Source organism: Nonomuraea sp. NPDC049637 (genome assembly GCF_040675235.1).
GTDB lineage: Bacteria > Actinomycetota > Actinomycetes > Streptosporangiales > Streptosporangiaceae > Nonomuraea.
In genome coordinates this window covers 30,395-44,476 of the sequence record NZ_JBFAOM010000044.1, presented here as the reverse complement: position 1 = coordinate 44,476, position 14,082 = coordinate 30,395, and the positions used below count along the sequence as shown (strand labels likewise).

Below are 14,082 nucleotides of genomic sequence, written 5' to 3'. Positions count from 1 at the left end.
ACAGTGAGAGGAACCAGGCACGCATGCCGCACCACGACGACGACACCAGGATCAGCCTGCCCCGGCAGTTCGCCCGCACCCGGCGGTTCACCCTGGGCGCCCCCTCGGCCTTCACCGTCTCGGCGGACGGCTCCGTCGTGCTGTTCCTGCGCAGCCGCGCCGGCGACGACCCGGTCACCTGCCTCTGGGCCCTGGACGCCGGCTCCGGCGAGGAGCGGCTGCTCGCCGACCCCGCCGCGCTGACCGGCGGCGGCGCCCAGGGGATCGGCTCCTACGCCACGGACGACGCGGCCGGCCTGGCGGTGTTCACCCTGGCGGGCGCGCTGTGGGCGGTGGACGTCCCGACCGGCGCGGCCCGCCTGCTGCCGGTGCCCGGCACGGCCCGCGACCCGCGGCCCGACCCGGCCGGGCGGCTGGTCGCCTACCTCTCCGGCGGCGCGCTGCGGGTGATCGGCGCGGACGGCGCCGGCGACCGCGCCGTGGCCGAGCCCGACGGGCCGGACGTGCGGTTCGGCGTCGCCGAGTACGCCGCGTCCGCCTCGATGGGCCGCTCCCGCGGCTACTGGTGGTCCCCCGACGGCGCCCGCCTGCTGACGGCCCGGGTGGACGAGGCCCGCGTCGCGCTCTGGCACGTCGGCGACCCCGCCGAGCCCGCGCGCCCGCCGCGGGCCGTGCGGTACCCGGCGGCCGGCACCGCCAACGCCGACGTCACCCTCTGGATCGCCAGGCTGGACGGCACGGCGGACGGCACGGCCGACGGCGGACGCGTCGAGGTCGTCTGGGACCGGGCCGCCTTCGAGTACCTGACGGCCGCCGGCTGGGACGCCCACGGCCCGTACCTGTCGGTCCAGAGCAGGGACCAGCGGACGGTCCGGGTGCTGGCCGCCGACCCGGACTCCGGCCGGACGCGGCTGCTGGCCGAGCAGCACGATCCCCACTGGGTGCAGCTCGTCCCGGGCACGCCCGCCCGCACCGGCTCGGGCCGGCTGGTCGCCCACGCCGACCTGGACGGCACCCGGCGGCTCACCGTCGGCGGCCTCCCGGTCACGCCGCCCGGTCTGCAACTGGAGGCGGTTCTCGGCGTGGACGGCGAGGACGTGCTCTTCACCGCCTCCGACGACCCCGCGCAGACCCACCTGTGGCTGCACACCCCGGCGGCGGACGCCTGCCGGCTCAGCGTCGCGCCGGGGGTGCACGGCGGGACGCGGCGCGCGGGCACCCTCGTCCACGTCATCCGCACCGCCGAGCACCCGGGCGAGCGGGTGCGCGTGGAACGCTCTTCGGCCGGGACGTCGTCCCCGGCGCGCAGCGGGGTCGAGGTGGCGTCGGCGGCGCAGCGGCCGGTGCTGGCGCTGCGCCGGCTGTCGCTCGTCACCACCGGGCGCGACCTGCGCAGCCACCTGCACCTGCCCTCCTGGCACCGCCCCCGCGACCCGGCGCTGCCGGTCCTGCTGGACCCGTACGCGGGGCCGGCCGGACGCCGGGTCACCGACGAGCAGGCGCCGATGATGTTCGTCTCGCAGTGGTTCGCCGAGCAGGGGTTCGCCGTCCTGGTCACCGACGGGGCCGGCACGCCGGGCCGCGGCCCCGGCTGGGAGCGCGAGGTGCACGGCGACATGTTCGGCCCCGTGCTGGCGGACCAGGTGGCCGCCCTGCACGCGGTCGCCGCCCGCCATCCGGAGCTGGACCTGCGCCGGGTCGCGATGCGCGGCTGGTCGTTCGCGGGCACGCTGGCCGTCATGGCGGTGCTGCGGCGTCCCGACGTCTTCCACGCCGCCGTCGCCGGCGCCGGCGCCAGCGAGCAGCGCCTGTACGACACCCACTGGCGGGAACGTTTCCTCGGCCACCCGGACCGCCACCCCGACCGCTACGAAGCCTGCTCCACCCTGGCCGGGGCGCACACCCTGACCCGGCCCCTGCAGCTCGTCCACGGCCTGTCCGACGACAACGTGTTCCCGGCGGGCACGCTGCGCCTGTCGTCCGCGCTGCTGGCCGCGGGACGCCCGCACGAGGTGCTGCCGCTGTCCGGCGCCTCCCACGCCCCCACCTCGGACGAGGACGTCTTCGAGGGCCTGCTCCTCCTCCAGCTCGACTTCCTCCGCCGCCACCTGAACGGGTAGCCGCCGGGGGGCAAGACGGTTCTCAGGTCCCGAGCAGGCGGCCGCCGAGACGGGTCGCCTGGCGGATGACCAGACGGCCGTAGGGCAGGTCGCCGGTCACCTGGACGTGCGGGTGGCCGGGGCGGGGCCGGCCGGGGGCCTTGCAGGTCACGCGCCCCCATGCGGACCGCACCCCGTCGGCGTTCGCGGTGGCGCCCGCGGGCAGGACGATCGTGGCGCTGCCGTACGCCAGCAGCAGCTCGATGTCGATGCGCCCGTGGGGCACGCGGGCCCGCGACAGGTCGAGCCGCACCCGGCCGTACCTGGAGTCGACGCACAGGCGGCGCGGGACCTCCCAGTCGCCGGTCCGGGTGACGGCGCCGCCGGCGGAGGCCAGCCGGACCACCTCGTCCGGCAGGTCGGCGACGATCGGCTCCAGCTCGCGGGCGGAGGTGGCGGTGAGCGCCAGTTCGAGCCGCCGTTCCAGCTCGGCGGGGTCGAGCCGGCCGTCCGCGTACGCCTGCTGGACCAGCTCGACCGCACGCTCGCGGTCCGCGCCCGAGACGGTGTTCATCGGCTGACGGCCCTGCTGTAGAGCCGCGTGGCCAGCGGCACGAACACGGCCAGGAGCAGCACGGACCACAGCAGCGACACCGGCACGGCGTGCCGCAGCGGCCAGGCGGCGGGCTGGGGCAGGGCGGCGCTGGTGTTCCCGAACAGCTCCCGCGCGGCCTGGACGAGCGTCGAGACCGGGTTCCACTCGGCGATCGGCCGCAGCGGGCCGGGCAGGCGCGTGCTGTCGGCGAACGCGTTGGACAGGAACACCAGCGGCAACGAGGTGAGGGTGGCGAGGTTGTTGAACACCTCGGGCGTGCGCAGGGCCAGCGCGACCGTGGCCGTCACCCAGGAGAAGGCATAGGCGAACAGCAGCAGCATCGCGAACCCGAGCACCGCCTCCGGCGGCGAGCTGTGCACGCGCCAGCCGACCAGCAGGCCGACGAGCGCCATGGTGGCGATGCTGGTGACGTTCATGATGACGTCGCTGACGGTCTGGCCGGTGAGCACCGCCGTGGGCGACATCGGCAGGGTGCGGAACCGGTCGAAGATGCCCTTCTGCAGGTCCTGGGTGAGCGTGTAGCCGGTGATCTGCGCGCTGGTGACGATCGTCATGACGAAGATCCCGGGCAGCAGGTACTCGCCGTAGGACATGCCGGGCAGCTCGATCATGCTGCCGAAGACGTAGGTGAACAGCACCACGAACACGATGGGCAGCATGATCACGCCGCCCAGCAGGTCGGGGGCTCGGCGGATCTTGAGCGCGTTGCGCCTGGCGATGGTCAGGCCGTCGGCGGCGGCCAGCCGGAGGGCGTTCATCGGACGGTCTCCTCGGTCTTGTCGTCGGCGGTCCGCTCGTCGGCCTGGCGTCCGGTGAGGGTGAGGAACACGTCGTCGAGGGTGGGGCGGCGCAGCCCGGCGTCGCGTACGGCGATCCGCTCGGCGGCCAGGTGGCCGAGCGCCTGGGTCAGCGCGGCCGCGCCGCCGGTCACCGGGATCGTCATGCGCAGGGCGGCGGCGTCGACCTGCATCTCCCCCAGGGCCAGCGGCGCCAGGGCGCGGGCGGCGTGCTCCAGGCTCGCCGCGCTGGTCACCGAGAGCTCGATGCGGTCGCCGCCGACCTGGTCCTTCAGCTCCTCGGCCGTGCCGCGGGCGATCACCCGCCCGTGGTCGACCACCGCGATGCGGTCGGCGAGCCGGTCGGCCTCCTCCAGGTACTGGGTGGTGAGCAGGACGGTGGTGCCCTCCCGGACGAGCTCGGCGATGACGTCCCACAGGGCGATCCTGGCGCGGGGGTCGAGGCCGGTGGTGGGCTCGTCCAGGAACAGCACGGGCGGGTCGGCGACCAGCGCGCCGGCCAGGTCGAGGCGGCGGCGCATGCCGCCGGACCAGCCGCGCACCGGGCGGTCGGCGGCGTCGGCGAGGTCGAAGCGGTCCAGCAGCTCGCGGGCGCGCTCGCGGCTGCGCCGGGCGCCCAGGTGGTAGAGGCGGCCGACCATCTCCAGGTTCTCGGCGCCGGTGAGGTGGTCGTCCACGGCGGCGTACTGGCCGGACGCGCCGATGCGGGCGCGCAGCCGGTGGGCGTCGCGGACGACGTCGAGCCCGGCCACCGTGGCGTGGCCGGCGTCGGGTCGCAGGAGCGTGGTGAGGATTCGCACCGTGGTGGTCTTGCCGGCGCCGTTGGGGCCCAGCAGTCCTAACACCGTCCCCTCCGGGACGGTCAGGTCGACGCCGTCGAGGGCGGTCACGTCGCCGTACCTCTTGGTCAGCCCCTCGACCATGATCGCGTCTGGCATGTCGGTCTCCTCGGTCGTCAGGAACGGTGGATGTCGATGTCGCCGTGCGTGGTGTGGGCGTGGATCTCGACGGTCCGCGCCGGGTCGCCGGGGTCGTCGCCGGGGTCGAGGGCGACGTTCACGGTGCCGTACCGGGAGCTGACGTCGAGCCAGGCGGAGGCGCCCTCGCGCAGGCCGACGTCCAGGCCGCCGCCGGTGGTCTCCATGACGACCGTGCCGGACGCCACCTCGTGGATCTCCACGCCGGCGTAGGAGGTCTTGGCGACGACGCCGGCCAGCGGGCGTTCCACGGTGATGTCGCCGTGGGCGCTGTTGAGCCGCAGCTCGCCGGTGACCTCGCCGAGGCGCACGTCGCCGTGGGCGGTCTTGACGGCGGCGGTGCCGTCGATCTCGCCGACGCGGATGTCGCCGTGGTTCGTGGTGATCTCGGCGTGCCCGCGGGCGCGGGTGACGGAGACGCTGCCGTGGGTGCTCTTCAGGCGCAGCCGGCCGGCCTGCTCGACGCGGATGTCGCCGTACGTGGTGGTCGCCGTGACGTCGCCGAGCGGCCCGCGGCACGACAGGCCGCCGGACGTCCTGACGTCGAGGCGGGACCCGGCCGGCAGCTCGATCGTCACCTCCACCGAGCCCGTGCCGAGCAGCAGCGAACGCGCCCAGTCGGCGGGCGACTCGACGAGCTTGCCGAGCGAGAGCCCCCAGCCGAGCGCCGGCGCGCCCTGTTCCTTGCCGGCGGCCACCGTGAGCCTGCCGTCGGCGTGATGCACCTGGACGTGCTGGGCGGCCTGCACGTCGGCGTCGTTGTGCTCGTCGCTCGGGCGCACGTCGACCACGGTCTCGGCGCGGTCGCCCGCGACGACGCGGACGGCGGCGGTCGCCAGGTCGAGGACGGCGACGATGGGGCGTGGCGTGTCGAAGGCCGGCATTCCGATCTCCCTGTCATCGGTCGGCATGGTCATCAGCGCGGTCATCGGCGCGGGCATCGGCGCGGTCATCAGCGCACCCAGCCGCTGTAGCGGTTGCCGGTCTGGGGGGCCGGGCGCCGGGTGGCGCGGCGGGTGGCGTCACGGGTGGCGTCACCGGGGTCGAGCGCCGCGGAGACGGCGCGGACCAGCCAGGCGTTGACGGACAGCCCGTCGCGCGCGGCCGCCTCCTCGATGCGCGGCTTGAGCGCCTCGGGCACCCGGAGGGAGATCCGGGACGTGCCGCCCTCGTCGGTCTCGGGGGGCGGCGGCATGGGCGGCCGCTCGCCGGGGCCGGCGCTGACGGGCGGTTCGTCCTGGTCCGGGAACGGGTGGGCGGCGGGCGGCGGCGTCACGACGAAGGCGGGGTCGCGCCCGCGCAGGCGCACCTCGACGGAGCCGGGCGCGAGGTCCTGGGTGATCTCGTCCGCGGCGGCCGACAGGGCCTCCAGCAGGGCGAGCCGGGCGGCCGACTCGAGAGTGGCGGCGAAGCGCTCGGCCAGCGCACGGGCCTGCTCGCCGCCCGTCCCGGCGGCGAGCATGAGCTCGCGCCGAAGTTGATCGACATACGGGGCAAGGTCCATGACGCCATCATGACATGCGTTGTGACGCCATCACAAGGCGGAATGACGTCACTATGGCGTCAGATGGCGTCTCACGCGGGCGGCGGCCCGGACAGCGCGGTGACGACGCGGTGACGCAGCAGCTCGTACTGCTCCCGGCACCGGCGCGGCGCGTCCGGGGGACGGTGCCGGAGCTGGGGATTCACGACGACCTCGCCCGGGTGGAACTGGTCGGCGGTGAAGTCGATCTCGGTGCCGCCGGGCAGCACGTTCCAGTAGTGGTGGCCGACCTTGACGCCGCCGGCGTGCACCTCGGCCAGGATCAGGTCTCCGCCCAGCAGGTCCTGGACCACCAGCGCGGTGATCCCGCACTGCCCCCTGGCCGGGTTGTCGGGCCGCCATTCCTCCCGCGCGGCGGTGTCGCAGGTGTCGGGCCCCCAGGCGGCGCGCAACGTCGGCCGCAACAGTTCCAGTATCAGCATCCGGGGAGTGTCGCAGGCAGGCCCGACAGTTCACCGGCCGTCCGGGTCACGCCAGGGCGCCGTCGAGGATCTTGTCGAGGAAGGCGTCCAGGTTGACCGCCGTCCTGGCGACGCGCTCGGCCACGCTCAGCGACTCGAACCGGACGCCCAGCTCGGTCTCCTTGCGCCCCCGGACGTACAGGGAGCAGGCCAGGTCGGCGCACATGTAGGCGCCCACCGTGTTGCCCTGCCGCCCCGCCGCGCCCACCCGGGCCGCGGTGAACAGCGCGACGCCGGTCCCGGCGTGCGGGGTCACGCAGACCGAGCAGAGCGTGCTCTTGGTGAAGCTCCTGCGCACCTCCTGGCCGAGCCGCAGCGCGACGCCGAGCGGCGCGCCGCCGCGTTCGGCCACCAGGTACGCCCGCTCCGGCGCCCCCGGATCGCGCCAGCCCAGGAAGTCGAGGTCGGGCCAGGGCAGCTCGGGCAGCCCGCGCGGGACGGCGAGCCGGCGGGCCTCGCCCTTGGAGCAGTTGACGAAGGACGAGCGGATCTCGTTCTCGGTGACGGGGTTCATGACGTGCCTGCTTTCGAGGACGGGAGGAACAGGGCGGGCAGGAGGCAGAGCGCGACGGCGGCCAGCGTGACCCAGAAGGCGGGCCGGTAGCCGCCGTGCTGGAGCAGCACGGCCACGCAGGCGGTGCCGGCCGCCGCGCCGACCTGCTGGCCGATGGCGTTGGCGGTGGTCGCGGCGGGCACCTTGGCCGGCGGCAGCGAGTGGTAGAGGGTGATCATGGTGGGTGAGACCGCGAGCGCGGCCCCCACCCCGCGGACGAACAGCGCCACCGGCAGCAGCGCCGTGCTCGCGCCGGGATCGGCCAGCGCGAACGGCAGCGTGCCGGCCGCCAGCAGGACCAGGCCCGTGACGACGATCCGGCGCGGGTTGCCGTTCAGGTCGATCAGCCGGCCGGCGGCCAGCACCGCGGCGAGCATGCCGAGCCCTTGCGGCGCGAGCACCAGCCCGGCGCCGAGCGCTCCGGACCCCTCGGCCGTCTGGAGGAACAGCGGCACTAGGAACACCGCGGCGAACAGGGAGAAGTTGGCCAGGAAGGCCAGCGCGGCGGAGGCGGCGAAGGCCCGGTCGCGGAACAGGCCGGGCTCGACGATCCGCGGCCCGGAGGTGCGGGCGGCCCGCCACAGGCAGGCGGCCAGCAGCAGCGCCCCGGCGGCCGCGGTCAGCGCGGCCACGGGCTCACCGGCCCCGCTCAGCCCGTGCAGCAGCAGGGTCAGGCCGCCGCTCACGCCGAGCAGGCCGGCCACGTCGAGGCGTTCGGCCGGGCCCTCCGGCCGGGCGGTGCGCACGTACAGAGCCGACAGGACGACGCCGGCCGCCACGAACGGCACGTTGATCAGGAACACCCACCGCCACGACAGCGTCTCCAGCAGCACGCCGCCGACGACCGGCCCGAGGACGGGCGCGAGCACGGCGGGCACGGCCATCAGCGCCATCATCCGGCCGAGCCGCTCGCGCCCGGCCACCTCGACGACGATGATCCGGCTGAGCGGGAAGAGCATGCCCGCCCCGGCCCCCTGCACGACGCGGAAGGCGACGAGGCTGCCGAGCGACCAGGCCGACCCGCACAGGATCGAGCCGGCCAGGAACACGGCGAGCGAGGCGGTCCAGGCCGTCCCGGCGCCGAACCGCTGGGCCGCCCACCCGGTCGCGGGGATGACCGCGGCCAGGGCGAGCAGGTAGGCGGTCGTCACCCATTGGGTGGCCGCCAGGTCGGCGGAGAACGCGCGGGCCAGGGTGTGCGTGGCGACGCCGACCACCGTGCCGTCGAGCAGGGCGGTGAAGGCGCCGAGGGTGAGCACCCCGGCGACCGTCAGCAGCCGCCGGTCGAGGCCGGGCCGGGTGTCGGTCGTTCCGGTCATGGGGAAACCTGCCAATGTCTCAGTGCGCTGTCGAGCGCGTCGATGATCGCGTCCCACGAGCTGCGGACGTCGCGGGACGCCTGGAAGCCGCCGCGGGCCTCCAGGTTCGTGAAGCCGTGGAAGGTGCTGCGCAGCAGCCGGATGGCGTCGGTGTGGGCCGGCTCGGGCAGCCCGTACGCGGCCACGACCGCGTTGGTGGTGGTGAAGATGCGCTGGACGTCGGCGCACCCGGCGACGATCTCGGGGTCGAGCCGGAGCTGGGTGGCCTCGTACAGGCCCGGGTGGGCGAGCGCGAAGTCGCGGTAGGCGGCGGCGAAGGCGGCCAGCGCGTCCTTGCCCGCCTTGCCGGCCACCGCCGCGGTCAGGGCGTCGGCCTGGATGCGGGCGGCCCGCAGAGCGACCCGGACGCGCAGGTCCTGGAGGTTCCTGACGTGGGAGTAGAGGCTGGCGTCCGCGACGCCGAAGCGGCGCGCGAGGGCCGAGACCGTCAGGTTGTCGAACCCGGCCTCGTCGGCCAGCTCTCCGGCCGCCTCCGTCACGCGGTCCGCCGTCAGACCGGCCCGAGCCATCATGATCCACCTCCGCAGCAGGAAACCTAAGCTTCCTAGGTTTTATCCTAGGAAGCTTAGGTTTCGCAAATCAGGAAAACTTGGGATCAGGTTGGAACGTGGCTGGAGCAGCCGTTCGTAACGTGGCGGACATGAGAGTGCTCGTCGATCTGAACCGCTGCCTGAGCTACGGCCAGTGCGTGTTCGCGGCGCCGGCGGTCTTCCGGTTCCACGGCGCCGAGTCCCTCGAGTACGACTACGCCCCGGCCGACGCGCTGCGCGAGCAGGTGCGCGAGGCCGCCGCGGCCTGCCCGGTGCAGGCGATCACCTGCTCGCCGGACGACCATGCGTAGCGCGGTGATCGTGGGCGCCTCCTTGGCCGGCCTGCGGGCCGCCGAGACGCTGCGCGCCGAGGGCTTCACCGGGGAGCTGACCCTGATCGGCGACGAGCCGTACGAGCCCTACGACCGGCCGCCGCTGTCCAAGCAGGTGCTGGCCGGGCGTGCCTCGCCCGCGCACACCGCGCTCGTCACGGCGCGGGACCTGCGGGCGCGCTGGCTGCTCGGCGAGCCCGCCACCGGCCTGGACCTGCGCACCCGGCAGGTACGCCTGGCCGGCGGGCGCGAGATCGGCTTCGACCGGGTGCTGATCGCCACGGGCACCCGGGCGCGCCCCTGGCCCGAGCCCGCCGAGGCGGCCCTGACCGGCGTGTTCACCCTGCGCGGGCGCGACGACGCGGAGAGCCTGCGGGCCGCGCTCGCCGCCGGGCCGAGCCGGGTGCTGGTCATCGGCGGCGGGTTCACCGGCTCGGAGATCGCCTCGGTCTGCCGCGAGCTGGGCCTGGCCGTGACGGTCGCCGAACGCGGCCCGGCCCCGCTGGCCGGCGCCCTGGGCGCGGCGGCCGGCAGCGTGGCCGCCCGGCTGCACCGCGAGCACGGCGTGGACCTGCGGGTGAACACCACGGTGATGGCGCTGGAGGGCGACGCGGAGGGCCGGCTGCGCGCGGCGCACCTGTCCGACGGCGACGTCCTGCCGGTCGAGGTCGCGGTGGTGGCGCTGGGGGCCGTCCGCAACACCGAGTGGCTGGACGGGGCGGGCCTGGCGGCCGACGCGCGCGGGGTGGTGTGCGACGCCGCCTGCCGGGCCTTCGACGCCGACGCGATCGTCACCTCCGACGTGTTCGTGGCCGGCGACGTGGCGCGCTGGCCGCACCCGCACTACGACGGCCTGCTGCTGGCCGTGGAGCACTGGGACAACGCGGTGCGCCAGGCGGCCACCGCCGCGCACAACATGGTCGCCGACCGGCCGCGCCCGCACCGGGGGCTGCCGGCGTTCTGGTCCTACCAGTTCGGCGTCAGCATCAAGTCCGTCGGGCTGCCGACGATCGCCGACGAGGTGGTGGTCACGCAGGGCTCGGTGGCCGAGCGCCGCTTCGTGGCCTGCTTCGGCCGCCAGGGCCGGTGCGTGGCGGCGGTCGCGGTGGACGCCCCGCGCTCGCTGCCCGCCTACGCCGGCCTGATCGAGGCGGCCGCGCCCTTCCCGCCCGACCTGCGGGCCGCCGACGGGCCGCGCACGCTGCTCCCGGTGCCCGCCGGCCTGGCCGTGGACGGCCAGTCCACGCACAGCCCGACGGCCGCCGTGACCGGGCAGGGCCCGACCGCGCGCGAGGCGCCGCGCGAGCGCGACCCCCGCTCGCCGCTGACCGCGCCGCCGCTGGAATGAGAGCCGGAGGACGACCATGGCCCACCAGGTGACGCAGTACCTGTTCGCGCAGGTCCTGGACGAGGCGAGCCGCCCCGACCCGTACCCGCTGTACGCCCGGCTGCGCGAGACGCCCGTCTCCCGCCAGGGGGACGACCTGTACGCGGTGAGCACGTACGCCGAGATCGTCTCGCTGCTGCACGACCCGCGGATCAGCTCCGACGAGCGCAAGAGCAGGAGCGGCTCCGGCTCGTTCGGCGCCTCCGGCCGGCTGATGGCCGGACAGGACGGCCAGGAGTCCAGGAAACCGGCGTTCATCTTCCTCGACCCGCCCGACCACGACCGGCTGCGGCGGATCGTCATGCGGCACTTCACCCCGGAGCGCGTCAACCGGCTCGGGCAGCACGTGGTGTCGCTGGTGGCCGAACTCCTCGACCGGCGCGCCGGCCACGACTCCATGGACGTGGTGGACGACCTGGCCTACCCGCTGCCGGTCACGGTGATCTGCGACCTGCTCGGCGTGCCCAAGGAGGACGAGCCGCGCTTCCACGGCTGGGCCTCGGCCCTGGCCCGCACGCTGGACCCGCCCGAGGGGCTGTCGGCGCAGGAGGTCCGGCAGGCCGAGGCCGCCGCGCCAGAGCTGCGCGCGTACCTGGTGGAGCTGGCCGGCGAGCGGCACGCCCGCCCGTCGGACGACCTGCTGTCGGCGCTGCTCACCGACGACGAGGCCGAGCGCATGGACGCCCCGGAGATCATCGCGACGATGGCCCTGCTGCTCATCGCCGGCCACGAGACCACCGTCAACCTGATCGCCAACGGCATGCTGACGTTCCTGCGCAACCCGGAGGCGCTGGCGCGGCTGCGCGCCGACCCCGGGCTGATCGTGCCAGCCGTCGAGGAGGTGCTGCGCTACGACCCGCCGGTGCAGTTCCGCACCCGTACGACGCTGGCCGACATCGAGATCGCCGGGGTCACCGTCCCCCAGGGCGCGGACGTGGCGCTGCTGCTGGCCTCGGGCAGCCGGGACCCGGCCCGCTTCCCCGGCGCCGACCGCTTCGACCCGGCGCGGCGGGACAACCAGCATCTGGGGTTCGGCGGGGGCGTGCACTACTGCGTGGGGGCGCCGCTGGCCCGGATCGAGGCGCGGGTCGCGCTGGGCGCGCTGGTGAGCAGGCTGGTCGGGCCGGAGCTGGCCGCCGGGCCGCCGCCGTACCGGCACAGCGCGTCGCTGCGCGGGCCCGCGCACCTGGTGGTCGGCTTCGACCGCCTGCTCTGACCCCCTGCGCCCTGACACCCGCCTGCCCTGACACCCGCCTGCTCTGACGCCCGCCGCTCTGACGCCCGCCGGCTCTAACGGCCGTCGAGGACGCTGGCCAGGGCGTCCAGGGTCTCCTGCCGGGTTCCCGGGGGCGGTGAGACGCGCAGCACCGGTTCCCGCAGGTCGAGCGGGGCGCGGGCGACCGGCGCGACGCCCACCAGCAGTCCCGCCGCGGCCGCCGCCGTGGCCGTCCTGGTGGCATCCGCGCCGCCGGGCGGGCGCAGGGTGACGATGGCCGTCGGCTCGTCGTACGGCTCCACCACCCGCCAGCCGCCCCTGCCGTCGAGCGTGCGCCGGGCCGCCGCGCCCAGCTCGGCGAGGTGCGCGCGGACCGCGTCCGGCCCCAGCGCGTGGTGCTCCAGGACGGCGACGCCGAGGCCGATCCGCGCCGCGACCGCCGACTCGGCGCTCTCGTAGCGCGCGGCGCCGGGCAGCGGCCCGGTGCGCGCCGGGTCCTCCAGCCAGACGTGGCCGCCGAGCGAGGGGGCCGCCGCGTCCATGTCCTCGGTGAGGCCGGGCACGATCAGGAAGCCGACGCCGCGCGGCCCGGCCAGCCACTTGCGGGAGGTGCCGACGTAGGCGGCGGCCCGCGCGCCGGTGACGTCCAGGTGGCCGAGGGACTGGCACACGTCCAGGACCAGGGGCACGCCGGCCTCCCGGCACAGGCGGCCGATCTCGCCGGCCGGCTGCGCGGTGCCCCGGTGGGAGGGCAGGTGCGGCAGGGTGACCAGGTCCAGGCCGCGGCGCAGGGCGGCGGACAGGGCGTCGAGGTCCAGGCGGGCGTCGTCGTCGGCGGGCAGCTCGGCGAGGGTCCAGCCGCGTTCGGCGGCCAGGCGGCGCAGCAGCATGAGCGTGCTGCCGTACTCCGCGCGGGTGAAGCCGACCCGGGCGCCCGGCGGCAGGCGCCAGCCGCCGAGCAGCGCCGCCATCGCGGCCGTGCCGCTCTCCAGGAAGGCGACGTCGGCCGCGTCCGCGCCGGTCAGGGCGGCCAGCGCGGCCCTGGGCGTGCTGAGGCCGGGCACGGCGGCGTACCCGCCGAGCTCGCGTTCGCGCCGCAGGTGCTCGACCGTCGCGGCCAGCGTCCGGTCGCTGGGCACGTTGCAGCCGGCCGCGTCCAGGTGGCCGGGCGGCGCGGCCGAGCGGGCGGCCCGCCAGCGTTCGGCGATCACGCCCCGGCCAGCAGCAGCCCGAAGTCGCCGTCGGGGTCGGTCCACGACCGCAGGACGGTGAACCCGGCCGCGGCCAGCTCCTCACCCAGCGGCTCCAGCCGGAACTTGGCGCTGATCTCCGTCCGCATCTCCTCGCCCGCGGCGAAGTCCACGGTCAGGCCGAGCGCGCCGACCCGCACCCGCATGTCCCGGGTGGCCCGCAGCCGCATCTCGATCCACTCGTTGCGCTGGTCGTACAGGGCGACGTGCTCGAACGCCGCCGGCTCGAACCCGGCCGCCAGCTCCCGGTTGACCACGTGCAGGACGTTCCGATTGAACGCGGCCGTCACCCCGGCGGCGTCGTCGTAGGCCGCGACCAGCCGCCCGGTGTCCTTCACCAGGTCGGCGCCGAGCAGGAACGTGTCGCCGGGCCGCAGGGTGGCGCGCACCTCCTTCAGGAACACCTTGCGGGCGGCCGGTTCGAGGTTGCCGATCGTGCCGCCGAGGAAGGCCACCATGCGCCTGCCCGAGCGCGGCAGCAGCCGCAGGTGCCGCTCGAAGTCGGCGCACACCGGCCGCACCTCCAGCCCGGGGTAGCGGCCGCCCAGCCGGCGCGCCGCCGCCTCCAGGGTGACGGCGTCCACGTCCACCGGCGTGTACGCGCGCAGCGTGCCCGCCGCGGTGAGCGCGTCCAGCAGGATCACGGTCTTCTCGCTCGTGCCCGAGCCCAGCTCGACCAGCGTGTCCGCGCCGCTCGCGGCGGCGATCCCGGCTGCCCGCGCGCGCAGGATCGTCAGCTCGCGGCGGGTCGGGTAGTACTCGGGCAACCGGGTGATGCGCGAGAACAGGTCGCTGCCCGCCTCGTCGTAGAACCACTTGGGCGGCAGCCACTTGGGCGTGGCCGTCAGCCCGGTCCTGACGTCGTGTTCGAGCGCCTGGCGCAGGTAGCCGGGGTCAAGATGGTTGATCACATGGACGGTCGGCTGGGTGACGGGCACGAGA

At 75.5% G+C, this 14,082-nt stretch carries 15 protein-coding genes; 4 read left to right on the top strand and 11 right to left on the bottom strand.

Annotated features, from left to right (window positions below; genetic code table 11):
- Window positions 1-23: 23 nt before the first annotated feature.
- Window positions 24-2,120 (top strand): prolyl oligopeptidase family serine peptidase, encoded by a 2,097-nt coding sequence (locus AB0J71_RS39720; RefSeq protein ID WP_364419243.1) that lies wholly within the window; start codon window positions 24-26, stop codon window positions 2,118-2,120.
- A gap of 22 nt (window positions 2,121-2,142) precedes the next feature.
- On the opposite strand, the gene AB0J71_RS39715 is transcribed toward AB0J71_RS39720, so the two are convergent.
- The 9 genes from AB0J71_RS39715 to AB0J71_RS39675 all read right to left on the bottom strand — a co-directional run bounded on the left by AB0J71_RS39715 (window position 2,143) and on the right by AB0J71_RS39675 (window position 8,934).
- Window positions 2,143-2,673, bottom strand: coding sequence for a DUF1707 domain-containing protein (locus AB0J71_RS39715; protein ID WP_352327676.1), 531 nt, complete (start codon window positions 2,671-2,673; stop codon window positions 2,143-2,145).
- Window positions 2,670-3,473 carry an ABC transporter permease gene (locus AB0J71_RS39710; RefSeq protein ID WP_352327677.1) on the bottom strand — a complete coding sequence of 268 codons (804 nt, stop codon included), beginning with the start codon at window positions 3,471-3,473 and terminating at the stop codon, window positions 2,670-2,672. The genes AB0J71_RS39715 and AB0J71_RS39710 overlap by 4 nt, the downstream gene beginning before the upstream one ends.
- Window positions 3,470-4,450 (bottom strand): ATP-binding cassette domain-containing protein, encoded by a 981-nt coding sequence (locus AB0J71_RS39705; RefSeq protein WP_352327678.1) that lies wholly within the window; start codon window positions 4,448-4,450, stop codon window positions 3,470-3,472. Before AB0J71_RS39705 ends, AB0J71_RS39710 begins: the two co-directional genes overlap by 4 nt.
- A gap of 17 nt (window positions 4,451-4,467) precedes the next feature.
- Window positions 4,468-5,442, bottom strand: coding sequence for a DUF4097 family beta strand repeat-containing protein (locus tag AB0J71_RS39700; RefSeq protein ID WP_364419241.1), 975 nt, complete (start codon window positions 5,440-5,442; stop codon window positions 4,468-4,470).
- Window positions 5,442-5,993 carry a toxin-antitoxin system HicB family antitoxin gene (locus tag AB0J71_RS39695; protein WP_364419239.1) on the bottom strand — a complete coding sequence of 184 codons (552 nt, stop codon included), beginning with the start codon at window positions 5,991-5,993 and terminating at the stop codon, window positions 5,442-5,444. Before AB0J71_RS39695 ends, AB0J71_RS39700 begins: the two co-directional genes overlap by 1 nt.
- A 71-nt stretch (window positions 5,994-6,064) precedes the next feature.
- Window positions 6,065-6,454: a hypothetical protein gene (locus AB0J71_RS39690; RefSeq protein ID WP_364419237.1), complete on the bottom strand. Its 390-nt coding sequence runs from the start codon at window positions 6,452-6,454 to the stop codon at window positions 6,065-6,067.
- 46 nt (window positions 6,455-6,500) lie between these two features.
- The gene (locus AB0J71_RS39685) at window positions 6,501-7,007 is read right to left on the bottom strand and encodes an FBP domain-containing protein (protein ID WP_364419235.1); all 507 of its coding nucleotides are present in this window, start codon (window positions 7,005-7,007) and stop codon (window positions 6,501-6,503) included.
- Window positions 7,004-8,365, bottom strand: a complete 1,362-nt coding sequence (locus AB0J71_RS39680) for a DHA2 family efflux MFS transporter permease subunit (protein WP_364419233.1) — start codon at window positions 8,363-8,365, stop codon at window positions 7,004-7,006. The genes AB0J71_RS39685 and AB0J71_RS39680 overlap by 4 nt, the downstream gene beginning before the upstream one ends.
- Window positions 8,362-8,934, bottom strand: coding sequence for a TetR/AcrR family transcriptional regulator (locus AB0J71_RS39675; RefSeq protein ID WP_352327684.1), 573 nt, complete (start codon window positions 8,932-8,934; stop codon window positions 8,362-8,364). Before AB0J71_RS39675 ends, AB0J71_RS39680 begins: the two co-directional genes overlap by 4 nt.
- Window positions 8,935-9,065: 131 nt before the next feature.
- On the opposite strand from AB0J71_RS39675, the gene AB0J71_RS39670 reads away from it, so the two are divergent.
- From AB0J71_RS39670 to AB0J71_RS39660, 3 genes are read left to right on the top strand one after another with little or no spacing between them, the layout of a single operon-like run.
- Complete coding sequence (locus AB0J71_RS39670; RefSeq protein WP_352355003.1) at window positions 9,066-9,266, top strand: ferredoxin; 201 nt, start codon at window positions 9,066-9,068, stop codon at window positions 9,264-9,266.
- Window positions 9,259-10,635, top strand: a complete 1,377-nt coding sequence (locus tag AB0J71_RS39665; protein ID WP_364419231.1) for an FAD-dependent oxidoreductase — start codon at window positions 9,259-9,261, stop codon at window positions 10,633-10,635. Before AB0J71_RS39670 ends, AB0J71_RS39665 begins: the two co-directional genes overlap by 8 nt.
- 16 nt (window positions 10,636-10,651) lie before the next feature.
- A complete protein-coding gene (locus AB0J71_RS39660) occupies window positions 10,652-11,890 on the top strand; it encodes a cytochrome P450 (protein WP_352327000.1) in 1,239 nt (412 codons plus the stop codon).
- Window positions 11,891-11,964: 74 nt separating this feature from the next.
- Here AB0J71_RS39660 and egtE read toward each other — a convergent pair whose 3' ends face one another.
- Together egtE and egtD are read right to left on the bottom strand one after the other, a co-directional pair.
- Complete coding sequence (gene egtE / locus AB0J71_RS39655; protein WP_364419229.1) at window positions 11,965-13,101, bottom strand: ergothioneine biosynthesis PLP-dependent enzyme EgtE; 1,137 nt, start codon at window positions 13,099-13,101, stop codon at window positions 11,965-11,967.
- Window positions 13,098-14,078, bottom strand: a complete 981-nt coding sequence (gene egtD / locus AB0J71_RS39650) for an L-histidine N(alpha)-methyltransferase (protein WP_364419227.1) — start codon at window positions 14,076-14,078, stop codon at window positions 13,098-13,100. The genes egtE and egtD overlap by 4 nt, the downstream gene beginning before the upstream one ends.
- Window positions 14,079-14,082: the final 4 nt, after the last annotated feature.